Annotated in this window: 20 protein-coding genes and 1 other annotated feature; of the genes, 3 read left to right on the forward strand and 17 right to left on the reverse strand. The window is 50.0% G+C overall.

What is annotated here, in order from left to right; translation table 11 throughout:
• Positions 1-34: 34 nt before the first annotated feature.
• The 3 genes from ACSFXJ_RS25265 to sfsA all read right to left on the reverse strand — a co-directional run bounded on the left by ACSFXJ_RS25265 (position 35) and on the right by sfsA (position 2,231).
• Positions 35-502, reverse strand: coding sequence for a DinB family protein (locus ACSFXJ_RS25265; protein WP_435923061.1), 468 nt, complete (start codon positions 500-502; stop codon positions 35-37).
• 11 nt (positions 503-513) lie between these two features.
• The gene (hprK, locus tag ACSFXJ_RS25270) at positions 514-1,428 is read right to left on the reverse strand and encodes an HPr(Ser) kinase/phosphatase (protein WP_435923062.1); all 915 of its coding nucleotides are present in this window, start codon (positions 1,426-1,428) and stop codon (positions 514-516) included.
• 116 nt (positions 1,429-1,544) lie between these two features.
• Positions 1,545-2,231 carry a DNA/RNA nuclease SfsA gene (gene sfsA, locus ACSFXJ_RS25275; protein ID WP_435923063.1) on the reverse strand — a complete coding sequence of 229 codons (687 nt, stop codon included), beginning with the start codon at positions 2,229-2,231 and terminating at the stop codon, positions 1,545-1,547.
• A 153-nt stretch (positions 2,232-2,384) separates the two neighbouring features.
• On the opposite strand from sfsA, the gene ACSFXJ_RS25280 reads away from it, so the two are divergent.
• Positions 2,385-3,458: a hypothetical protein gene (locus ACSFXJ_RS25280; RefSeq protein WP_435923064.1), complete on the forward strand. Its 1,074-nt coding sequence runs from the start codon at positions 2,385-2,387 to the stop codon at positions 3,456-3,458.
• 23 nt (positions 3,459-3,481) lie between these two features.
• On the opposite strand, the gene helD is transcribed toward ACSFXJ_RS25280, so the two are convergent.
• From helD to ACSFXJ_RS25295, 3 genes are all read right to left on the reverse strand, one after another.
• Positions 3,482-5,896, reverse strand: a complete 2,415-nt coding sequence (helD, locus tag ACSFXJ_RS25285) for an RNA polymerase recycling motor HelD (RefSeq protein WP_435923065.1) — start codon at positions 5,894-5,896, stop codon at positions 3,482-3,484.
• A 232-nt stretch (positions 5,897-6,128) separates the two neighbouring features.
• On the reverse strand, positions 6,129-6,587 hold the full coding sequence (locus ACSFXJ_RS25290; RefSeq protein ID WP_435923066.1) for a C40 family peptidase: 459 nt from the start codon (positions 6,585-6,587) through the stop codon (positions 6,129-6,131).
• A gap of 355 nt (positions 6,588-6,942) precedes the next feature.
• The gene (locus tag ACSFXJ_RS25295) at positions 6,943-7,845 is read right to left on the reverse strand and encodes a methyl-accepting chemotaxis protein (RefSeq protein WP_435923067.1); all 903 of its coding nucleotides are present in this window, start codon (positions 7,843-7,845) and stop codon (positions 6,943-6,945) included.
• 209 nt (positions 7,846-8,054) lie between these two features.
• Between ACSFXJ_RS25295 and ACSFXJ_RS25300 the strand changes: the two genes are divergently transcribed.
• Entirely contained in the window at positions 8,055-8,234 is a 180-nt protein-coding gene (locus ACSFXJ_RS25300) for a hypothetical protein (RefSeq protein WP_435923068.1), read from the forward strand.
• A 156-nt stretch (positions 8,235-8,390) separates the two neighbouring features.
• On the opposite strand, the gene ACSFXJ_RS25305 is transcribed toward ACSFXJ_RS25300, so the two are convergent.
• The 10 genes from ACSFXJ_RS25305 to ACSFXJ_RS25350 form a co-directional block, all read right to left on the reverse strand.
• Positions 8,391-9,263, reverse strand: coding sequence for a cysteine ABC transporter substrate-binding protein (locus ACSFXJ_RS25305; RefSeq protein WP_435923069.1), 873 nt, complete (start codon positions 9,261-9,263; stop codon positions 8,391-8,393).
• Positions 9,264-9,290: 27 nt separating this feature from the next.
• Entirely contained in the window at positions 9,291-10,043 is a 753-nt protein-coding gene (locus ACSFXJ_RS25310) for an amino acid ABC transporter ATP-binding protein (RefSeq protein ID WP_435923070.1), read from the reverse strand.
• A gap of 20 nt (positions 10,044-10,063) precedes the next feature.
• A complete protein-coding gene (locus tag ACSFXJ_RS25315) occupies positions 10,064-10,741 on the reverse strand; it encodes an amino acid ABC transporter permease (RefSeq protein ID WP_435923071.1) in 678 nt (225 codons plus the stop codon).
• Positions 10,722-11,387: an amino acid ABC transporter permease gene (locus ACSFXJ_RS25320; RefSeq protein ID WP_435923072.1), complete on the reverse strand. Its 666-nt coding sequence runs from the start codon at positions 11,385-11,387 to the stop codon at positions 10,722-10,724. The genes ACSFXJ_RS25315 and ACSFXJ_RS25320 overlap by 20 nt, the downstream gene beginning before the upstream one ends.
• Positions 11,388-11,592: 205 nt before the next feature.
• Positions 11,593-13,254: a 2-isopropylmalate synthase gene (gene leuA, locus ACSFXJ_RS25325; protein ID WP_435923073.1), complete on the reverse strand. Its 1,662-nt coding sequence runs from the start codon at positions 13,252-13,254 to the stop codon at positions 11,593-11,595.
• A 79-nt stretch (positions 13,255-13,333) separates the two neighbouring features.
• Positions 13,334-13,599: a binding site (T-box leader), on the reverse strand.
• A gap of 44 nt (positions 13,600-13,643) precedes the next feature.
• Positions 13,644-14,159, reverse strand: a complete 516-nt coding sequence (locus tag ACSFXJ_RS25330) for a DinB family protein (RefSeq protein WP_435923074.1) — start codon at positions 14,157-14,159, stop codon at positions 13,644-13,646.
• Positions 14,160-14,245: 86 nt separating this feature from the next.
• Positions 14,246-15,229 (reverse strand): helix-turn-helix transcriptional regulator, encoded by a 984-nt coding sequence (locus ACSFXJ_RS25335; RefSeq protein ID WP_435923075.1) that lies wholly within the window; start codon positions 15,227-15,229, stop codon positions 14,246-14,248.
• 139 nt (positions 15,230-15,368) lie between these two features.
• On the reverse strand, positions 15,369-18,290 hold the full coding sequence (locus tag ACSFXJ_RS25340; RefSeq protein ID WP_435923076.1) for a glycosyl hydrolase 115 family protein: 2,922 nt from the start codon (positions 18,288-18,290) through the stop codon (positions 15,369-15,371).
• 187 nt (positions 18,291-18,477) lie between these two features.
• Positions 18,478-18,945, reverse strand: coding sequence for a phage tail protein (locus ACSFXJ_RS25345; protein WP_435923077.1), 468 nt, complete (start codon positions 18,943-18,945; stop codon positions 18,478-18,480).
• A 21-nt stretch (positions 18,946-18,966) separates the two neighbouring features.
• Entirely contained in the window at positions 18,967-19,452 is a 486-nt protein-coding gene (locus ACSFXJ_RS25350; RefSeq protein ID WP_435923078.1) for a GyrI-like domain-containing protein, read from the reverse strand.
• Positions 19,453-19,561: 109 nt separating this feature from the next.
• Here ACSFXJ_RS25350 and ACSFXJ_RS25355 point away from each other — a divergent pair, with 109 nt between their 5' ends.
• Entirely contained in the window at positions 19,562-20,536 is a 975-nt protein-coding gene (locus ACSFXJ_RS25355; protein ID WP_435923079.1) for a helix-turn-helix transcriptional regulator, read from the forward strand.
• Position 20,537: 1 nt separating this feature from the next.
• Here ACSFXJ_RS25355 and ACSFXJ_RS25360 read toward each other — a convergent pair whose 3' ends face one another.
• Entirely contained in the window at positions 20,538-21,401 is an 864-nt protein-coding gene (locus ACSFXJ_RS25360) for a GNAT family N-acetyltransferase (RefSeq protein WP_435923080.1), read from the reverse strand.
• Between the last annotated feature and the right edge of the window lie 10 nt (positions 21,402-21,411).

Below are 21,411 nucleotides of genomic sequence, written 5' to 3' on the forward strand. Positions count from 1 at the left end.
GAAAAAAAGGAGCCGGTCATCGCCGGCTCCTTCGCTACATTTGTTTGATCGCCTTAATTACGGCGAAATGCATGCCTTCATGGTATAACAGAAAGCTAAGGCATTCTTTAACCGTCAAAATTTCGAGACCGGCCGATGTGACATAAGGCTTTTCAAGCTTTTCGTCTAATCGGCTCCCCAATTTCCGTTCGATCCGGTCTATCTGCTCGCCGAGCAACGAAATCAATTGATCCAGGCTTGGTACGTACGCTTGCTCTCCCCAGGTCGCCGGCTTGGTGCCCTGGCCGAATAACTCCACAAAATGATCCGGAATCTCCATCTTTTCTTGAATGAATCCAAAGGAAAACCTCTCGTGAACAAACAGGATATGTCCCAGATTCCACAATATATTGTTATTCAAACCTTGAGGCACCTGGTTTAATTTCTCGTCGCTGATCCCCGTAACGTGCTTCAGGGTATTGTCTCTTACGAATCTTAATTGCTTGAAAATATAATGGTCCATTTTTCTTCCTCCTATTGCATTTCGTTTTCGATCCGCTTCATGAAATCTTCCGCGGCGCTATAGCCGAGCTGCTTCAGATACCAGTTGTTCGCCGCCGCCTCGATCAGACCGGCGACGTCGCGTCCCGGCTGTAGCTGGATCTCAATATGCGGGATCTTGACGCCGAGGTATTCCGTGAATTGAGGGACTACTTCCAGTTCGTTATTCAGCGAGTCTTCCTGCCATGGGGACAGCTCAATATCGAGCACGATTCGCGTCTCGTCCTGAAATGCCCTGCGACCATACTGGCGTACGACATTGATCAGCCCGATGCTGCGCAGCGCGAGAAACTCGCGCGTCGTCTCGTTATGCGTACCGAGAAGCGTTGCCGGGCCCAGTTTCTTAAGCACCACGATATCGTCCGCGACAAACCGGTGGCCTCTGCGGATCAGCGTATGGGCGGTTTCGCTTTTGCCGATTCCGGATTTGCCCCTGAGCAGGATCCCTATACCCGATACGTTCACGCATACCCCATGAATCGACTGCTCCGGCGCCAAGGCCTTCACCAGATAGCCGTCCAGCTTGGCGATAAATTCCGTGGTCGTCTCCGGCGTGCGCAGCAATGGAATGCCCTCCTGATCGCAAAACAGGGTCAGGTACGGGATCTCCTGCTGTCCCGAGGTCACGATGAAGCACGGCGGATGATATTTGACGATGTTCCCGATATGGTGCTTACGTTCTTCGATGCTTAACGTCAACAAGTAAGTGATTTCCTTGCGGCCGAGCACTTGTACCCGCTCCATAGGAAAAAAATCGAAATACCCGACAAACTCCAGCCCCGGTCTATGCGTTCGGGGACGGGTAATCTCGCGGTCCATGCGGTCAGCTCCCGCTAGCAGTTCTAAATGGAACTTTTCCTTGAGGCTTTGAACGGTGATCGACTTCATGCGGCTCTCCTCCTGCAGTTAGGGCGTACGCCTCTTTATTACCGAGATTTTCGGATTATATTCCACGACGGATAGGTACATTCCTGCAAAATATAAGGCCTCTTGCTAAATATAACCTATACTACTACAGAAAGGGGTTCGCCCAAAAGCCATTCACCCTCTTTATAAATCGAGTCATAGGCTAAGATCCGTACGCCCTGCCGTGAGGCTTGGGATAAAGCGTCCGCAAAGAGCGCATCCATATTCCGGTTAGGTACAAAGGCATGACATCCTGGCGTTTGCACGATAAACAAAATAACGCCTGCGTACCCCTCCCGGACCGCCTCGGCCATTTCCAAGACATGCTTCGCCCCTCTCGCCGTCGGCGCATCGGGAAACATGGCGACTCCATTTTCCTCGAGGGTAACGCCCTTGACTTCGATAAACCCTTTTTCGTCGCCCTTTTCAAAATAAAGATCAAATCGCGAGCCCCCGAAAGTCACTTCCCGTTTCACCTTGTCTACCTTGCCTAACTCCGCCAACTTCCCCGTCTTGACCGCTTCATAAGCGACCGCATTCGGGGCCTGTGAATCCACGTTGACCCAATGTCCGTTTTTAGCTACGGCAATCAGCGAAAACCGGGTTTTTCTGACCGGGTTACCGCTCGGCTCCAACAGAACTTCCGTCCCCGGGTTGAGCAGCTCTTTCAAGCGTCCGGTATTTTTTATATGTACTTGTTCCATGATCCCGTCGACGACCGCTTCCGCAATAAACCGGTTCACCCGCCGGACCAGCAGACCATGAACAACCTTCCCGTACTTCATGTTTTCACTTCCCAGTTTGTTTTCTATATTGTAAAAGAGGAAGTCAAGGCCGGCCACACACAATACGATAGGTTACATCATGTCAAGGAATACCCCTTCATATGTCGAATATCTCTTAGAAAGCCTTAAAATAAGAAACCGGGGATACGATCAATGAACCTTCAATCTCTATTTGATGAATATTTGAATATCAAATTCCTCAGGGGCTTGCCGGTCTCTCACACGGGCCCTTTCGAGTATGGCCTTCTTGAAGATGGAGGCGCAGAACTGTTTTTTGCCGATCAGGGGAATAAGGCGTTCGTGGAGTGGACGTATGAATTACTGCCGAGAGATCCGAATTATGTCGAGAATCCGGACTGGAAGCCTGTTCTCTCGGACGTGTTCAAACCACTGGATGTGTATGATGAACTGAACTTTTATTATCTATTGTTTACCATTAATGCGACGACGTCCATTGTCAGTGCCAATCCATATAACGCCATGAATGATTTCATGAAAAACTATTGCTTCTTTCAGTTATCCCAACTGATGGACGCCACCTGCTTCAACGATGAACAGAGGCGTCAACTCAGGGACTTTTTCTTCTTTTTCTACCTTTATGCCCATCCGGTGAACGAGGAGACCCTCACCTCTTTTTCATTCCGCGGGCAAGACTTGGTGCATACGAAAACCGGGATCCGATTGGAGCCTTATTTTTCGACATATCACGACTTTTACATCGAGAATTTCGACAAGTATAGGGACCGATTATCCATTGTTCCACGTGAAATTCATGCCTGCAAAATGCTTACTTCACAGCTGTTAAGGTCCATCGAAGGTAAGTCGGCCAGGCTTAACATGCCTACTGAAGAAGGATTGGAGAGCGTCGTGCGGCTGATCAATCACGTTGATGAATTCATCCTGCTTTACTCAGAGAATAAATCGACGCTATTCGACATCTTGAACGACTTTCTCTCCGATCCTCGCTCTAATCCTTATCGCGATCACTGCTTCAGTACGTTGCTGCAAAATTACGTTTGTTATCTTCTTTATTTCAATTTTGATGAGATTAACGACTTGGTGAATTACTTTAAAGACACGCCGCAAAGGTGCAAAATCATCATCAATAAGATTTTTGGGGATACGATCTTTATTCAAAAGATCTTAAGGCAAAACCGCATCGATCTTACCGAGTACGAGCATGTCATCGAATTTTTCGATGAGGAGGCCCGACGGATCCATTTGTAGTCCATGAGAGTCCTCCTCTTGCTCTACTTCACCTCATACAAAGACGTATCCAGGGGTTGAATGAACGGAGTCCACTCTCCTGCCGCGAACAGCAGAAGCCGATGCATGGCTCGCGTGCATGCCGTATAAAACAGCTTCCGCTCGTTTTCCCGGTGATACGTCTGCGAAGAGGCATCGTAGATGAGAACCGCGTCGAATTCCACGCCCTTGGCCAGATACACAGGAAGAATCAATGCGCCCTGCTCGAAGGTGGGCGTATTCTTCGTCACCAGCTTCAATCCCTGGCATCCATGGGACATCAAGAGTTCATATGCCTCGCTGCTTTCGGCCGCCGTTTTCGTAATGACGCCAATGGAGGCAAAACCTTCAGCCTGAAGCGCTGCGAGGTGCTCCGCGATTCCCGCAATCCGCTTCTCGGCACTGGCCGCATTAACGAGGAGCGGCTTTTTACCGGCTCGTTCAAAGGGGACGATCTCCTTCGCGTTCGGCAGCAGGGACTTCGTGAATTCTACGATCTCACGGGTCGAACGGTAACTGCGCACCAGGCGGAACAGATTCGTTTCCGCTTCACCGTAGAGCCGAATGAGCGGCGATTGTTCACCATGCAGCTCCGTGGCCTGAGTAAAAATCGCCTGGCCGAAATCGCCAAGCACCGTCATGCGGGCACGGGGAAACAGCTTTTTGAGGAACTCATATTGAAACATCGAATAGTCCTGGCCCTCGTCGACGAAAACATGCCGGACCTCCGTATTCGTCCGAACGCCCTCGATGAGTTCTTTTAAAAACAGGTACGGTGTCGCATCCTCATAGGACATCTCCGACCGGGCAAGCTTCTCTCCGGTCTGCGCGCAAATTTCCGGCCAATGCGAGGGGATAGGAGCCCCATCCGTCATCCTGTGGAAAGCTTCCTCGTTTTCAAACAGCTGGACATACAATCCGGCCATATCAATGAATAACACTCGCTTCACGATGCGCTTCAGAGGTTTAAATTGCTCTTTCACGATCATCCGGCGCAGCAGTTGTTCCTCCCGGTCGGCATAGTCAAAGTCGGCTTCGTCCGGCCTGCGCTCGTTGTTCAGCATTTCGCGGACCTCTTCGTATTGCTCCGCAAAATCAAAGACGCCCCTGTCTTTATGCAGTTGGCGAAATGCTTCGGCGTATTGATCCTTATCGAGGTAGTCCAGCTCCTCTTCAACCCAGAGCTCCTCCCGCTCCTTGACCTCCAGTGAAGCCAGCTCCCTCAACAGCCACTCTTGCATCAACGTGATGCGATTCGTCATGCGTATGGAGGGATCAAAGCCGTAAAACTTGGATTTCATCTCCTCCGCCGTAATCAAATCACGATCCCGGAACCGGATGCTTTTGAACCGCATGCCTTCCCGCTCCAACCAATTCGCATATTTCCGGAGGGCCTGGAGGAACGCTGTCGATGCCTTGTATCGGATCCCTTCGACTCGGGCCTCATATCCCTCCGTCGACGGTTCGGTCAGCACGTATTCGATTTGGTCGAAGGGGTCCTCAAGCCGAAACTCCCTGCCTAGCCAGTGGTCGAGGTATTCCTGAAAAGTGGTCTGCTGCATGTTTTCCTCGCCAAGTTCGGGAAGAACCGTAGAGACGTAGCTGTTGAACATCGGATTTGGCGAAAAAAGCACGATTTGATCCGCCTTAAGCCGCTCACGATGCTTATACAGTAGATACGCCACCCGCTGCAGGGCCGCGGAAGTCTTTCCGCTTCCGGCAGCCCCCTGAACGATGAGCATCCGGCTTTGATCCTCGCGGATAATCGCGTTTTGCTCTTTTTGGATCGTCGCGACGATGCTTTTCATCTGATTGTCCGCACCCTTGCCAAGCACCTGCTGCAGCAATTCATCGCCGATCGTTACGCTCGTGTCGAACACATTTTTCAATTCACCCTCGCGAATCCGGTACTGCCGCTTCAGTTCCATTGTTCCGGTGATCGTTCCGCCCGGGGTATCATATCCGGCAGTTCCCGGGGAATGGTCGTAATACATGCTCGCGATCGGCGTACGCCAGTCATAAACCAGAAAACTCATACCATCCGAATCGACAAAGGAGGACACGCCAATATAGACTTGCTCGGTAAAACTCAGGCCGTCCTCGCGGAAATCGATGCGACCAAAGTAAGGGGAGGACAGCAGCCGTTTCATGTTTTTCCATTGCTGCACGCGCAGCCGGTGGCTCCGCTCCCGTTCGGACAATAACGCCTCTTGCTGCCTGATGCTGTAGAAGGTCTCCTCAAAGTCTTCGTCCGTGCTTGTGTTTACGGTGACTTCCTCCCAAAACTGTTTGCGGATGCCCGCCACCTGCTCATGCAGTCCGGCGACCTCCGGCTCCAGTTCCGTAATTCGTGCTTGCAGTTTTTCAGTAACCCGCTCCAGCCGTTCTTGTTCCTGCTTCCAATCTTCCGCATCGATCATATGCATACGCTCCTTTATCCATATTTGTTGAAAAAGAAGGTTTGACAAACCGGACTTTCCTGTGATAAGATTAATGTGTAAAGATAAGATGGGACACATCTGCATCAATTCAAAAATCATTAGTCGTTCTCATAGCATATCACAGTGCTTTTTTGTGTGCAACCGATTTTAGACATGATTAAACCCGGCAAAATTTGCCGGGTTTTTTTGGTTCCGCTTATGTGCTCTTTCCTTATCTTACACGGCGGGCAGTAACATAATGGTTTTTCCAATATCCCGATTTCAGCGTACTGAATCCAACCTTGTTAATAGGGGAGCTATGAATGAATCGGCCATTCCCCATATAGATGCCTACATGGTTGATCTTACCGTCATTGTTTGTATCGAAGAATACGAGGTCACCTTTTACGAGATTGCTCTTTGCAACATGTTTCCCCTTTTTGGCCTGCTCACGGCTTGTCCGCGGAAGATACACACCCTCCCGCTGAAAAACCAGCTTAGTAAAAGAAGAGCAGTCGGAGTATCTATATCCGCTATTCCACGGCTCAGCGCCAAACTTGTATTTGAAATCCCCCAAATAATTATCAGCCCGACTTGCGATTTCAGAACCGGAAGCCGCGAACGTCAATGTTCCTAACAGCATCGATCCGGCCATCAACGAAGCGGTTGTAGTAGCAAGTTTCTTGAACATCTATATTCACTCCTATTCCGTATTGCTGCATCCCCTTCGCCTCAGGGTTCCGCCCCAAGTGAATGCGCTAACCCATGCTAACATATAAGAAAAATGGGCTAAACCCACACTATTTTCCAGTTTCCTGGTATTTGAAACAGCTAAAAACTCCCTCCCCCTTGTCAATACTGGCTGGACCGGTGCTGAAAGCTAATTAACCGCTTTAAGGGAATTCCTGATATTACTAGCGCTGCCATGCTACATGTTACCTTCCCGTCCAAACTTTGATATATAAAACATTGGTTCGGAAAATAACTCCAGTTCCATTCATCCCGCAACAAAAAAAGCCCCCTTTTTTTAGAGGGCAAAATCATATCTAAATATTCGCGGCAACGTTTCGCGCCTGCTCATCCAGCTTTTGGGCAAAGGAAGCAATGTTATTAAAGTCCTCCATGGCCACACGTATTTGCTGCTGACTCTCCATGACAGATGATTGGACGCGGCTGACGCCGCCCGAAATCTCGGATATTTCCTTTGTAACGCCGCTTATGGCCCCCTGAATTTGAGCAATGGATTCCGTCACCTCGTTGGACAGCTTGCGTACCTCCGCCGCTACGACTTCGAACCCTCTGCCATAAGGACCTGCATGGGCCGCCTCGATGGCTGCATTGAGGGCAAGCAGATGGGTCTGAGATGCAATCTCCCGGATCGTCTTTACTATCCCCTGGATCGACTTGGCCTGCTCCTGTAGAGTCTGAAGGGTGAGGGTGTTTTCCTCCGAAACCTCGGCGATCCGGTCCACGCCAAGCAGCAGCTCCCGACTCCGGCCGATTCCCACTTCCGCACGCTCGTTAAGGCCTTGGGAGGTAGTTTTCAGTTCATTCACCACGGCGGTCAGAATAAACTGACGCTCAGTTATATCCGTTGCGACTTTGGAGATACCGATAACCCTAGACTCTTGTTCGTCATATATCGGCATATAGGTGGCCTCCAGCCACACCGTTTCACCACGTGCATTTTTCCGTTCAACCTTATCCTGAAAGCTTTCTCCGGAAAGCAGCGCTCTCCAGAACTCCTCATAGGCCTGCGAGTTGGCGAAGGAATCGAAGCAAAAGTCCCGATGATGCATTTTCTGTATTTCCTCAATGGGGTATCCCATCGTATTCGCGAATACCTCGTTTACGTAAGCCACCTTTCGATCGGTGTCGAAACGGATTATGGCCAGATTTTTTTCCATCGCCCGAACGACCATTTCATTTGTTACTGCTTGTTTATTCATAATTAATCCTGTTGACCTCCACTGTTGAATAAAGGACATTGAGGTATGTGTAAAATTCATACCCCCATAAAATCAGTCTAGCAACCCTATCTATACAATAAATCTACATCCCGCTTTTACCGTCACAATACCGAAATGTTTAGTTTTTGTATATTTGGCTCAGTTATAATGAAAGTCCAGCTTAGACAGAAACAATGGAGTGAGCATAAATGAACAAGAGTTATTTTGAAGAGATGCGCAAATTCGACCATGAGGACGAAATGAGATACAGGCTTTTGAACCGAGGAGTCAGGCTGATCTTGGAGGATCGCAAGCAACGCAATAAACTCAGGCGGGTTCTTGACTCCCGGAAAAGAAAAAAGGGCCTGCAGGCCGCGAAGTGGTCTTGAAGAGCCCCTGGGCAGAGTTCACACCCTAGGCAGGAATGAACCCATATGGCAGCATTAAGCCATCCGAGTCCTACGTCACATGCGGGAGGTCCGTGATGGGGAGGAAAGGCCACCCAAGTCGGGTGGCCTTTGTTCATAAAATCATCTGCCTGGGTGCTACTCGATTTTACCGCCTTCCACCACCAGCTCTTCGGTGAATCCTTCTCCGTAAATGGAATTCAGCGTTTCACTATAAGCCTGGTGAATGAACTTCTCGTTCCCCAGACTTTCCAGTTCTTGATTGATCCAATCGAGCAGCTCCTGATTTCCCTTGGCTACGGCCGGAGCTATCGTATCCTGGCCGCCAAAGGCCGGGATGGTTACGGTGAATCCAGGGTTGGATTTTGCCCAGGCGATCAACTCCGTATTGTCATTCGCAATCGCCGCTCCGCGTCCATCCTTAAGCGCCGAGAAGATCTCCGTGTATTGATCGAATTTGAGCAACTCTATTTCGGGATAATTTTTCGTGAAATAAGTTTCGGCTGTCGTTCCTTTCGCAACGATCAGCTTCTGCCCCTTCTCCTTCAGTTGATCGATGGAAGTAATCGGGGCACTGTCGGGAGACACGATCCCGAAGGAAAGCTTCATGTAAGGATGGGCGAAGTCTACCTTTTCTTTCCGCTCATCGGTTACGGTAAAGTTCGCCATGATAATATCGACCTTATTGGATTCAAGGTAGGCTACGCGGCTGGCTGCATCAACCAATACAAATTCCGCCTTGGATTCGTCTCCGAGCAAATCCTTGGCAAACCGCTTGGCTATGTATACGTCAAAGCCCTGGTTCTTCCCGTTTTCATCCACATAGCCGAATGGCGGTTTATCCGCAAAGACGCCGATTCTGATCTTATCGTTCTTCTTGATCTGTTCGATGGAATTGAATTTCCCGGCACCGGAATCTCCATTTCCGGATCCGCAACCCGTGAGGACCGCCATCAACAGGACTACTGCCATAAATACGGATAAACTCGCTCTCTTTACGTTCGTCTTCATTTCTCTCCATCCTCTCCATTTCTTTTATTAATGATCGTATTGCAATATATCCAGAAAGTGCTGTGCACGCTCTGACTCCGGTTTGGTAAAAAACTGCTCCGGCGACGCAATTTCGCGGATACGGCCCTGATCCATAAATACGATTCGATCCCCTACCGATTTGGCGAAGCCCATTTCATGGGTTACGATGACCATGGTCATGCCCTGCTTGGCGAGGCCTCGGATCACATCCAATACTTCCCGCACCATTTCCGGATCCAGCGATGCCGTAACCTCATCAAACAGCATCATATCGGGATTCATGCATAGCGCCCGCACGATGGCAATCCTTTGCTTTTGCCCACCCGACAATTCCCGGGGATAGGCCAGCTTCCTGTCCAACAGCCCGACCCGGTCCAATAACTGCTCGGCTTGCAAAAGAGCCTCTTTCTTATCCCTCTTCTGCACCTTTAGCGGCCCCAGCAAGATGTTATCGATCACCGTCATATGCGGAAAGAGCTCATAGCTCTGAAACACCATGCCGATATGCTGGCGTACTTCGCGCCAGTCCGTATCGGGACCGGTCAAATTTCGGCCTCCGTACGATATGCTTCCGCCCTGGATCGATTCCAGGCCGTTTAGACATCGCAGCAGCGTGCTTTTTCCGCAGCCGGAGGGGCCCAGCACGACAATGACTTCTCCACGTTTGACCTGTAAGTCGATTCCCTCCAGCACCTTGCGATCGCCGAATTGCTTGGTCAATCCTTGAATATCCAGCAACACGTCTTCGGATTTCACCATTTTTGCCATCCCCTCTACTGCTAACTTTGCCACTGGCGTTCAAATCTCTTGGATAATCTGGAAAGCGGGTAACATACCAGAAAAAACAGGATAAAAATAAATCCGTATACCCAGAAGGAGGCATTGGGCGCCTTGATGACCCCAAGCTCAATAATTTGCTGACCCACCTTAACCACCTCAATGACTCCGATCAATACGACCAGCGAGGTGGTCTTGATCATACGCGTGGCCAGGTTTATGGTTCCCGGCAGCATCCGCCGAACGGCCTGAGGAATTAAGATGTAGCGGTAGATTTGGCCGGAGCTTAATCCGATCGCTTTTCCCGATTCCGCTTGGTGTTTAGGCAAGGATTCCAGCGCCCCCCGGACGATATCCCCCATCTCGGCGGCGCCCCACAGACTGAATACGAAAATCGCCGTCAGCTCGCCGCTGATCTCCAGGTTAATCTTTGGCGTAAATATGAAATACACGACATAGAGCCAGACCAAAATCGGAATAATGCGGAACGCTTCCAGGTATAGACGGAGGACGAACCGCAACGGCCAGGATTTTACCGTCCGGAGCAACCCGAGAATTACGCCCAAAACCGTGCCGATCACGATGGAAATGAAGGCAATTTCCACCGTTACCAACAGCCCCCCGAGCAGTCGCGCAAAATTCGAGCCCTGGAACAGTACCTCAATCCCCGTACTCTGCATAACGCACCTTCCTTTCTATCCAAGTCAGCAGAAACGACAACGGCAAAATCAGGACAAGGTAGGCCAGGACCAGCAGAAGCAGCGACTCTTCCGTCTTGTAGAACATCCCGATCAGGTCCTTTGCCAGGTTTGTAAGGTCCAGTAAAGCGATCGCTCCGACAATGGAGGTTTCCTTCAGCAAAAAAATCGCATTGGCTCCCAACGAAGGAATGCTGATCGCAAACGCTTGCGGCATAATGACGTATCTGGCCAGTTGGATCCTGGATAGGCCGATGCTAAGCCCGGCTTCGATTTGCACCTTGTTCACGGCTTCGATCCCGCTTCGAAATGCTTCGGTCATGTAGCTCCCGCCGAGAAAGGTAAGTCCCACGATCGCACAGCTCATTTCGCTCATGTGAATGCCGACTTTAGGCAAACCGTAATAAAGAAAAAACAACTGCACCAGCAGCGGCGTATTTCTGGACAGTTCGATATAAGCGCGAATGGGGGTTTGAAATCCCTTCACCTTATAATGCAAAAGCAGGCTGAACACCAGGCCGACAATCAATGAGAGCAGGATCGCCCAGAAAGCGAGCTTCACGGTAAGCCACATCGCCTCCCCGTAGAGAGGAAGGTTGTCGTAAATGTAATTCCAATCTAGATTCATCGCCATTAACCTCTGTAAAACTTAAAAATTTAACTATTATTCCTATGCGTTAAATCGGATTAATAATTACAGTGATATTACGACTTTCGCGCGAAACCGTCAAGTAGGTTTTACACACAAATTGTCCCGGGTCTTCTGAAAAAACGAAAGGAGCCGCCTACGGCAGCTCCTTGAATCATTTGTTGTTTCCTAAAACGAGACGAAGTTAGTTACGGCTATATCGATTCACGGCACTAAACAAGGCCTTTACGGATGAGGTCATAATATCAACGTCAACGCCGCAACCCCAATATACGCTTCCGTCCGGAGCCGTGATTCCGATATAAGAGACGGCTTGCGATTTGGAGCCCGTTTCCAGAGCGTGTTCTTTATAGAGCAAATCGGTATAATTCACGCCGAGATTCGTTTGCAGCGCATTGCTGATCGCATCGAGTCTGCCGTTTCCGGTTCCCTCAATCTCCTTCTCTTCATTGCCGGTCCGTATTGTGACGGTGGTATGAAAATCATCATTGTCCGTCATACGGTATTTGACAAACTCCACTGGCGTTTTAATATTTACGTATTCCTTCATGAAAATATCGTAGATTTCTTCGGGCATCAGTTCCTTTTGCTGCTGATCCGATACGTTTTTCACGAAGTATCCGAAGTTTTCGCGCATTTTCGCCGGGAGGTCGAGTCCGTACTTCAGCTGCAGCACGTATCCGATCCCGCCCTTGCCGGACTGGCTGTTAATGCGGATAATATCGCCTTCATACTCCCTGCCGATATCCTTAGGATCAATGAGCAAATAAGGGACCGACCAATGCCGGGGTTCTTTTTCCTCGCGCCATTTCATGCCTTTGGCAATGGCATCCTGGTGCGAACCGGAGAACGCGGTAAACACCAGCTCGCCTCCGTACGGATGTCTTTCGCTGACTCTCAGTTTGGTCAATCGCTCATAAACGGAGATGATCGCAGGGATGTTCGTGAAATTCAGCTTCGGGTCCACCCCATGTGAGTACATGTTGAGAGCCAGGGTCACAATGTCTACGTTCCCCGTTCTTTCCCCGTTCCCGAACAGCGTGCCTTCGACGCGTTGAGCGCCGGCCAGCATCGCCAGTTCGGCGTCCGCCACGCCCGTGCCTCTGTCGTTATGCGGATGAACCGATAAAATCACGTTTTCCCGGTAATTCAGGTGCTCGCTCATAAACTCGATCTGGCTGGCATAAACGTGAGGCATCGACATGGATACCGTTGCAGGGAGGTTGATAATAACCGGATTCTCCGCCGTCGGCTGCCAAACGTCAAGCACGCTGTTGCAGATGTCCAGCGCAAACTCGATTTCCGTACCCGTAAAGCTCTCCGGCGAATACTGGAACTGAAAGTTCCCTTCCGTTTCCTGCGCGCATTCCTTCAACAGCTTGGCGCCGCTTACGGCGATATCGATGATCTCTTCCTTGGATTTGCGGAATACCTGTTCCCGCTGAGCCACGGAGGTCGAATTGTACAGATGGACCACGGCTTTTTTCGTGCCCTTCAGCGATTCGAACGTTTTGCGGATAATGTGTTCTCTCGACTGGGTCAGGACTTGGATCGTCACGTCGTCCGGGATCAAATCCTGTTCGATCAATGTGCGCAAAAAGGCGAATTCCGTCTCCGACGCCGCGGGAAATCCGACTTCGATCTCCTTGAACCCGATATCCACGAGCGTTTTGAAGTATTCCAGCTTCTCCTCCAGATTCATCGGAACGATCAGCGCCTGATTGCCGTCGCGAAGATCCACGCTGCACCAAATCGGCGCCTCCGTAATATATTCCTTCCGGGTCCACTTCAAACTTGTTTCGGGCGGCATAAAATACCCTCTGGCGTACTTTTCAACATTTTTCATGGATATCCTTCCTTTCATCGATTCATTGGGCTTATCTGCCGAAGACCGGATGCACAAAAAAAGCCTTTCATCTCCACTACACAGAGACGAAAGACTTTGACATCTTACGCGGTACCACTCCGAATTCACGCCCTAATCGGCATGCACTCTACGGATACGGATTTGCAAATACGGACAAACCCTTTACCCTCCTGATGATAACGGTCAGGCTCCGGCTCCACCTACTTTTAGGGTTCAGCGAGCAACTCCAAGGCGAGTTCCGATTTTCTTCGCGGCTGTTTCGCACCTTCCAACAGCTCTCTGTTCGCTTAGAGAAAACGTACTATTCCTTTTCAACGTAGTTTAAATATTAGATTTATGTTATATCACCAATGCGATGGTGTCAATTGTTAGTTTCGATGATTCCGTTCGATCAAGAAAAACAAATAATCGGTCGGGACTCCGGCATACCCTTGCTGCCTCAACATCGCGGTTACATTGCCCCGGTGATACGTCCCGTGATTAACCACATGCCGCAGGATGTCGGAGAAATGCGTATTGAGACTGCCATACTTCGGATGCGTTATCGTCATCGCCTTGTCCGGATCAGGCGTACGTTGCAGCAAGTCGCGGTACCTTTCGGCGACGACGGCAAACAACTTCCGCATCTCGTCCACGGTTCTTCCCTTCGCTTCTTCCGTCCACTCCGGAATTTTCGGGAAAATGTCCTCGTTCGGAACTTCCTCCAGCACGGACAAATAGAGCTTTTCAAACAAATACATATGCCCCAGGGTTTGCGATACGGACGGGAACACGCTTGTCACTTCCCCATGGAACGCGTCCTCCGGAAGCTGCTTCAGGTGAGCGAACAGCTGGCCGTTTGCCCAAACATGATATTCGTACAATTGATGCGGTTGTTGAAGCATGGATAAATCCACCTTTCTTTTCTGCGTCGTCGTTTGGCTGCTATAGCCTTGACTCCATCATATACCGGGTTCGCTGACAAAGGCTGTCAGTGAAGCGCTCCATCGGAATCATCTTCGTAAAGTTCCGCAATACCGTATGCCATCTCCCGGATTCGGCGACCCAGCTCCAGCGGCTCCTTAACGCGAATAGAAGTGCCGAAGGTCATCAGATACACGGGAAGATATTTGTTCATCGTCGGGACATCGAGCAGAAGCTTTACCTCCCGATCGGTCCGTTCCGTTACATAGTGGCGGAGATGCCAGTGCCCGCAAACCGCGTTCAGCGCGTCTTGCCCTCCCTCGATGCGAATGAGCGTCACCGGTCCGTCCGCCTCCCGTCTCCGCTCGGACTGATCGCGGAAATAGTCGGATGCGGAGAAGCGCTCCGGCTTTTCGAAGCGCAATTCGGTTGGCTCCAGCCTTGCGATACGGTCCACGCGAAACGTCCGTACCTCCCGGGACCGATGGCAAAACGCGACGGCGTACCATTCGTTCCGGTCATAAGCCAACCCGTACGGATCCACCTCACGTTCATCGGCCTGCTCCGCATCCGCTTTGCGATAAGCGATGCGGACCGTATGTCCGTCCTTCGCCGCCTGCTCAAGGTCCCGCAGCAACGGAACGACGGAAGGCGGACGCGCCGGTGAAATCACGTCCAAGCCGCTCGTCTGGAGGGAGAGGTCGTGGCGCTGCTCCTCGTGCAGTCCGTTTTCCACCTTCGTAAGCGCGCTTTCCAGCTCCGCCGTGTACGGATAGCCGGCGCCTTGCGCAAATTTAAACGCATCCACAAGCGCCTTCAGCTCAACGGAGTTGAAGAACAAGGGCGTCTCCTTGAAGCTTTCCAGAATGCGGATGCCGCCGTCATGGCCCGATTCCGCGACGACAGGCACGCCGCTGGCGCATAATGCGTCGATATAGCGGTACACGGTGCGGACGCTGATCTCCAAGTGGTCCGCGATCTGCGCGGCGGTGAGCTTCCTTCCGGATCGCAGCATCCAAAGCATGGACAGCATGTTATCCCATTTCGCCATTGGAGGCGCCTCCTCTCCTTGAACATTGTTTTTTTATTCCACAATCATATCAAAAGACGGAGAAATATTCCGAAGACGATTCGCGGATACCTAAAAAGGGATGCCCTCGGCATCCCTTTTATCGTTCATGCAATTGACTTTATTTCCCGATATAGTAGGTTTCCGCAGGTCCCAGATAGCTGTCCGCAGGTTTGTTGCCCTCCCGATAAATGACCAGTTTTTCCAACACGAACCCTGGACTTCCGGCAAAAATCCGGAGTGTATTTAATCCTGACTTACAATGGATTTGTGTAACATGTCTCCGAATGTGGTTAAGCACTCCGCGCGCCCACTCGCTTCCGTCCACCCGGTACCCTTCTGGAAGCGTATCGACGATGCGGAGTTCCCCCTCATTCGCCTGGATCCCATAGAATATCGAGCCGTCTTTTGTTACCGGATTCGAAGGCTGCATATAGAGCTCTACCTCATAACATCCATCTTCCTGTACGACGAATTGATATTCCAGATAAGGCGCGTCTTTGCCTGCGGTAAAGTATGCCGTTGTCGGAAAGGCCTTCACGGCGGATAACGTTTTGCCGTATCCGTGAATCGCTTCAAACCTGCCGGCTTCCCCATTTTGAAGGATTACTTCCTGGTTTAAAGCATAATGTTCGGCCTCTATCGCAATATACCCGTTCGTCTCGATAAAGGTCATATCGGGCAGTCCGCTAAAATCATCCTTCGATGCATGTACGATGATCGTACATGTACCTACCGGCATTTCGATCACAATCCGGCCCTCTGTCTCGCCATTCATCAAACGACGGTCAACCTTCACTTGAACGACTTCCGTCGTCTTTTCTTTCCCGTCCAGGGTGCCGCTCGTTTTGGAACAGGTTAGCCACGGACGGGTACTCGTAATCTTATACTCCGCCGGAAGATCGCTAATGCTCGAAATGGTAAATGAAGCTTCCTCCACATCCGGCCGCAAAAAATCATTCATCACCAATCGGTTGATGTGCCACGAGCTTCCCTCGCTGCGCTGAGTCGTTCCGTCCACGACGACCAGTAACCTCGGTTTATTCGCAGGCAATACATGCATTAAAACCGGATTTTGCGCTTCGTCTTCATTCCACTGCGTAAAGCCGATATGCTCGGAAAGTCCCATGCCGTACCATCGGCCGTCATCCATTGCGTGATACTCGGCCACAAGCTCTCTATCCTTTTTCAAACACGCTCTAATTTGTTCCGTAAGCCGGTTGGCCTCCATTTCCCCGAGCTTGGCTTTGTAATGGTTTTTACCGGTGAGCAGCCACATTTTCTGCAAATTCAAATTTCCTACAGCCGGATAGTAGACCAGGGCAAAATAAGCCGGCAAATGCCCTTTGTCCACGGATTGATAGAGTTCGTTCGCCAGGTCGAGAAGATGATCGATTTGATTTAATAAAAGGTCCGTCTCTTTGTAATTCACCGGATGATAGACATTGGCATTCATATGCTCCGGTCTTCGTTTATGCGCGATCTTGGTATAACCGTTCAAGAGCTCAAAGATTTTCTCCATCTCGTCCCCATGGAACACGCCGGCAAACTGCCTTTGAATCCATTGCTTCGTATAGAGATCCGTCTTGTTGATAGCCCGGGTTCCCCACGTTTCAAAGTCATAGGCCAGATCGAGAAAATAGGATAGCGGGAATTCCTGCGTAGCAATATCGCCTACATTGACGATCCAAAGGTCGCGGACCCCAAAGTCGTACGCCATCGTCATTTGCTCCCATATTTTCGGGAGGTAGGAGCTGTTGATCCATTCATACGAAATCGGCCCGCCATGATAATCGAAATGATAATACATGCCGTAACCGCCTTTATGGTTACGCATTGCTTCCGTCGGCAACGTCCGCAGGTTCCCGTGGTTATCGTCGCAGAGCATTAAAATGACGTTCTCGAGCTCCTCGGAACCGATTAATCCCGGCGTGCCCTCATCTCCATAAAAGAACGGCTCCACTTCTTTATACAAAGCCAGCATTCTTGGCACTTCGGAAAGGCTTGGATCGATATGTTCCCGGATCAGCCGGTTTTGGGTTTGCAGCACTTCCCGCAGCAACCGGATATTATCCGCCAGCGTCGCTTCTTTACCCATGATGGCCGTATCCGCTTCACCGCGCATCCCGACCGTGATTACGCTTTCAAATTTGCCGCTTCGCTTCAGGCCGTCTTCCCAGAATTTCGTGATCCCTTCCCGGTTCGTCATGAAGTTCCACGCATCCCCATAAGGCGAATCCTTTCCGCGAAGATATTTATATTCCTCTCCATACCGCAAACAAGGCTCATGATGGGACGCCCCCATGACGACGCCATATTCATCCGCCAATTCCGCATTGGCCAGCCCCGGTCCGTCATCGTAAAAACGAGCCGACCACATCGCGGGCCAGAGATAATTCCCTTTTAATCTCAGCAGCAGCTCAAACACATGCTCATACATGTCCGCATTAAAACCGCCGAAATTTTTCGTGGCCCAGTTGCCGAAGGCCGGCCATTCATCATTGATAAAAAAGCCGCGAAAACGAACGGACGGTTCTTTCGTTATATATTTCAAATCCCCGGGCAAAGAGAAGACGTCTTTGCGCTGCGGCTTCACATTCGCCCAATTCACCAATGGCGAAACCCCGAGCCGCTCCGACAAATGGAACAGGCCGTAGATCGTGCCGCGTTTATCGCTTCCCGCAATGACCAGCGCTTTTTCCACGCCTTCAAGGGGATGATCAATGACCTGGAATATAAATACTTCTCTCTTTCCTCTGATTTGCGAGAAATCCATTACCTTTTTCTCTTCGAGCTCCTGCAGCAGGGGGCTGTGGCCCACCGTCCCGTACAGAACGGCATGTGTTCCTAGACGGCTTTTGTCGGTTGTCGCTTGCGGCGCATAACCAAAGACCAATTCCACGTCATGCATCACCTTATCGGCAATTTTATTCACACCGCCGAAAGCTTCCTCTTCCCGGTAAAATAATGCGCCACGTATGGATGCACTGCCGTTTGAAGCGGTTACAATTTTAAGATTCTCTTGAGTTATCGTAAATCCCATTCGTAACTTCCTTTCTGCTGTCGTCTTCACTGCAGCGAATGCTTTCTAAATTATATTACAGCGATTATTCAATAACTTATGATTTTCGAAATATATAAAGTTATCACGATAAATGACTTAATATGTACCATCGAAAGCAAATAAAAAGCGGAACCGATAAGGTTCCGCTTAATAGAGGTAACGATCTTCAATATTCTCCTTTAATGACGAAGAACGAGCCCCGAATGGTTCCGGCCAGCTTAGACTTCTGTCTGGCAAATTTGAACTTCTTCTCTTCCAACTCCTTGGGAACTTCCATCCCCTCGGAAAGCTTAAAACCAACAGCCCGTTTCTTCGGGTCATCGACCGTATACATGACGTTAACCCCCAGGCCATCCTCATAAAAGACGAAGGCCCATTGGATATTTTCCACTTGAAAACGCGAAGTTTGAAGCGGCTTGGCCGCAAACTCGATGCCACGTTCTTCTTTTAAAATCCGGCTCACATAATCAAGCGTTTCCTGGCTCTCATTTGCGGGTTCAACGGTAAACTCATGCTTGTATTTGTTCATAAAATATCGGGCTTCATTGGCGCGCAAACCGGCAAGCGCTTCCGCTACAGGCGAGGACTCTAAGCCAACCGTAGACACATTCTTAAAATCAACAATATAGGACATCTCCATCCCTCCTCGAATCTTTTATTTTCTGACCACAGGAATCCACATTTCGCCAAATACTTGGCCGTCTCGCTCCCCCATTACAACCGTGGTATTCGGCCCTCCGACATAGGCAACCTGGTTCGCCTCCGGCAAGGCTTGGCCAAAGGCAATGCCGGCAAGCGCATTACTTAATTCATCGGCCGTGTTCCCTTCTCCTTTTACAACCAGGTATTCCCCCTTAGGGAATTGGATAACCCTGGACCCTTCCGTTGCGGGTGCCGTCGCCTCTGTCATGACACCGGCATAATACATCATCTTGTTATTCACGGCCTCGTTCACGGCAAATACGTAGTCATTCGCGGCCATGGCCTTCAAAGTATCCAGCCTGCCATCCTGGCTGACCGCTTGCCAGAAGTCCGACTTTTCCTTGTTGATCCCGGCATAATCCGTGTAATCGCTCTTCAGTTCCGTTCCAAGACCAAATACGATAAAGCTCTCTTTTTCTTCCAATTGATAATTTGCCATGTTTATAACCTTCCTTCTTTTCGATTGATTTTGTGATTTGTGTTCTTGATTTGATAGGTTTATGATAACTTTAAATCATGTCAAAAATTGATACTGTTTAGGAGCCGCCATGAAAAAAGTTGAACGGATTAATACAATCATGCGCTATATCAACAACCGGTCCCAATTTACGATTACGGAGCTCATGCGGGAATTTAACATCTCCCGTTCGACGGCCATTCGGGATATCCGTGAAATCGAGGCCTTGGGGATGCCGCTTGTCGCGGAAGTCGGAAGGGACGGGGGATATTTTGTCATGCACAACTCTCTCCTGCCGGTTGTCCGTTTTACCGATACCGAGGTCAAAGCGCTTTTTATCGCCTTTATGGCTACAAGAAATGCGCAGCTTCCCTATTTGAAGAGTCGTCAGTCTTTAGCCGAAAAGTTACTGGGCCTCATTTCGACAAATCAGCAGGACGACCTGGTTCTTTTAAATCAAATCCTGCTGTTTGAAGGAACGAACCCGCATAATCCCGATCTGCTTGAGCTTTCGGACCTCCCCCACCCCATGTTGGAAAAGCTCATTCAAAACCTGCTTACGGATAGTTATTTATGGATTACCATCGAAGAAGATAAGAACATCAAGTCATATGCAATCTACCTCTTGCACCTTTATCACCAAAAAGGCCTTTGGCTGATGGAAGGCTTTGACTTAAAGGATGAAAAGAAGAAGATCTTTCCCGTTGACGCACTCACCGATGTCGAATCCTACTCGCCGAAAAAAAGATTAAGCCGAAAAAAAATCTTAGAACAGTTAAGTAAGCAGGAGGAGGAAATCAACCTTGTCCTTGAACTGGGTCCCAAAGCCATTGCCCAGTACAGAAAGTACCATCCTTTAAAAATTTCGATTTCCTATACGAATCCATACCAGACCACAGCTCTTCTGAAGACTTTTGTCCATGTGAACAAGCTCGAGGAGCTGGCTGAAATCACGAATTGGCTTCTTTTCCTGGGCGATGATATCAGGGTCCGGGAAGCACCGGAGGAAATTCTGAAAGGTGTATCGGAGAGATTAGGCCGCCTTAAAGAACAAATAAGCGGATAAATCAGAGGGCCCGGGTCATCCACGCCTGTGACAGGGTCTCCTCGAAGCCAAGTGCGCGCAACGTAGGCAACAACAACCGATCCGAGGCCAACACAGGCATGGACCGCTTGTAGGAGGACCGTTCGGGATGCAACGTCTTGGACAAGAGAAAACGGAGCAACTGCTCCTGATCCTCTCTTTTTTCAAGGACCCGGACCTGGGCAACCACAACGCCGCTATTTACTCCATTCGCATGATAGGTGCGTTTGAATAAGGCATAAGCGATTAAACGCCCATTCTCATGAACAAGAAGCGTCTCTCCATCCCTGCGAAAGTTTTCCCATTGCGATTGCCACGGAATCGACGCCGCATAATCCTTAACATCATGAGGGGTGCCGTGAAGATACGCGTAATCTGCCCGGCCTGCGTCGACGAGGGTGGAAAGGGCCTGATCCGCGTTCATGTAAAGAATGTGATCGACGATTTCATATCCCTTTCCTTTGTACAAGCGGATCGCCCTCTCGTTCCCGCTAATGGCCTCCAACGAGGCTAGCTGAACGTTCTCGTCGCGATATAACTGGAGAGCGTGATCCAGAAGCTCCCGGCTTACCCCCTTTCCCCGGTATTCCTCAATCACGCCGGTTCCGCCATTCCAAGCCATTTTGCGGCCCTGGATTTGCCTGATGCCGTTCAATAAGATGCCAACCGGCCGATCACCATCATAAGCAACGATAGAAAGGGTTGGGGACAACTCCTCCAGGACAAGACGGTTCAGAAACATCTCGACGGTCATCGTGGCATCAAAAAAATACCCGGCAAATCCTTCATTCCACGCTTGCACCACTTCATCGAGCTTGCATTCGTTCAGGCGTTTGAATGAAATCATACCCCTACCA

It is taken from the genome of Paenibacillus salivarius (genome assembly GCF_051307165.1).
Lineage (GTDB): Bacteria > Bacillota > Bacilli > Paenibacillales > Paenibacillaceae > Fontibacillus.

What these genes read in the sequence shown, in the direction of transcription:
- ACSFXJ_RS25265 (WP_435923061.1), bottom strand. Translation starts at nt 502, where the DNA reads ATGGACCATTATATTTTCAAGCAATTAAGATTCGTAAGAGACAATACC.
- hprK (WP_435923062.1), bottom strand. Translation starts at nt 1,428, where the DNA reads ATGAAGTCGATCACCGTTCAAAGCCTCAAGGAAAAGTTCCATTTAGAA.
- sfsA (WP_435923063.1), bottom strand. Translation starts at nt 2,231, where the DNA reads ATGAAGTACGGGAAGGTTGTTCATGGTCTGCTGGTCCGGCGGGTGAAC.
- ACSFXJ_RS25280 (WP_435923064.1), top strand. Translation starts at nt 2,385, where the DNA reads ATGAACCTTCAATCTCTATTTGATGAATATTTGAATATCAAATTCCTC.
- helD (WP_435923065.1), bottom strand. Translation starts at nt 5,896, where the DNA reads ATGATCGATGCGGAAGATTGGAAGCAGGAACAAGAACGGCTGGAGCGG.
- ACSFXJ_RS25290 (WP_435923066.1), bottom strand. Translation starts at nt 6,587, where the DNA reads ATGTTCAAGAAACTTGCTACTACAACCGCTTCGTTGATGGCCGGATCG.
- ACSFXJ_RS25295 (WP_435923067.1), bottom strand. Translation starts at nt 7,845, where the DNA reads ATGAATAAACAAGCAGTAACAAATGAAATGGTCGTTCGGGCGATGGAA.
- ACSFXJ_RS25300 (WP_435923068.1), top strand. Translation starts at nt 8,055, where the DNA reads ATGAACAAGAGTTATTTTGAAGAGATGCGCAAATTCGACCATGAGGAC.
- ACSFXJ_RS25305 (WP_435923069.1), bottom strand. Translation starts at nt 9,263, where the DNA reads ATGAAGACGAACGTAAAGAGAGCGAGTTTATCCGTATTTATGGCAGTA.
- ACSFXJ_RS25310 (WP_435923070.1), bottom strand. Translation starts at nt 10,043, where the DNA reads ATGGTGAAATCCGAAGACGTGTTGCTGGATATTCAAGGATTGACCAAG.
- ACSFXJ_RS25315 (WP_435923071.1), bottom strand. Translation starts at nt 10,741, where the DNA reads ATGCAGAGTACGGGGATTGAGGTACTGTTCCAGGGCTCGAATTTTGCG.
- ACSFXJ_RS25320 (WP_435923072.1), bottom strand. Translation starts at nt 11,387, where the DNA reads ATGAATCTAGATTGGAATTACATTTACGACAACCTTCCTCTCTACGGG.
- leuA (WP_435923073.1), bottom strand. Translation starts at nt 13,254, where the DNA reads ATGAAAAATGTTGAAAAGTACGCCAGAGGGTATTTTATGCCGCCCGAA.
- ACSFXJ_RS25330 (WP_435923074.1), bottom strand. Translation starts at nt 14,159, where the DNA reads ATGCTTCAACAACCGCATCAATTGTACGAATATCATGTTTGGGCAAAC.
- ACSFXJ_RS25335 (WP_435923075.1), bottom strand. Translation starts at nt 15,229, where the DNA reads ATGGCGAAATGGGATAACATGCTGTCCATGCTTTGGATGCTGCGATCC.
- ACSFXJ_RS25340 (WP_435923076.1), bottom strand. Translation starts at nt 18,290, where the DNA reads ATGGGATTTACGATAACTCAAGAGAATCTTAAAATTGTAACCGCTTCA.
- ACSFXJ_RS25345 (WP_435923077.1), bottom strand. Translation starts at nt 18,945, where the DNA reads ATGTCCTATATTGTTGATTTTAAGAATGTGTCTACGGTTGGCTTAGAG.
- ACSFXJ_RS25350 (WP_435923078.1), bottom strand. Translation starts at nt 19,452, where the DNA reads ATGGCAAATTATCAATTGGAAGAAAAAGAGAGCTTTATCGTATTTGGT.
- ACSFXJ_RS25355 (WP_435923079.1), top strand. Translation starts at nt 19,562, where the DNA reads ATGAAAAAAGTTGAACGGATTAATACAATCATGCGCTATATCAACAAC.
- ACSFXJ_RS25360 (WP_435923080.1), bottom strand. Translation starts at nt 21,401, where the DNA reads ATGATTTCATTCAAACGCCTGAACGAATGCAAGCTCGATGAAGTGGTG.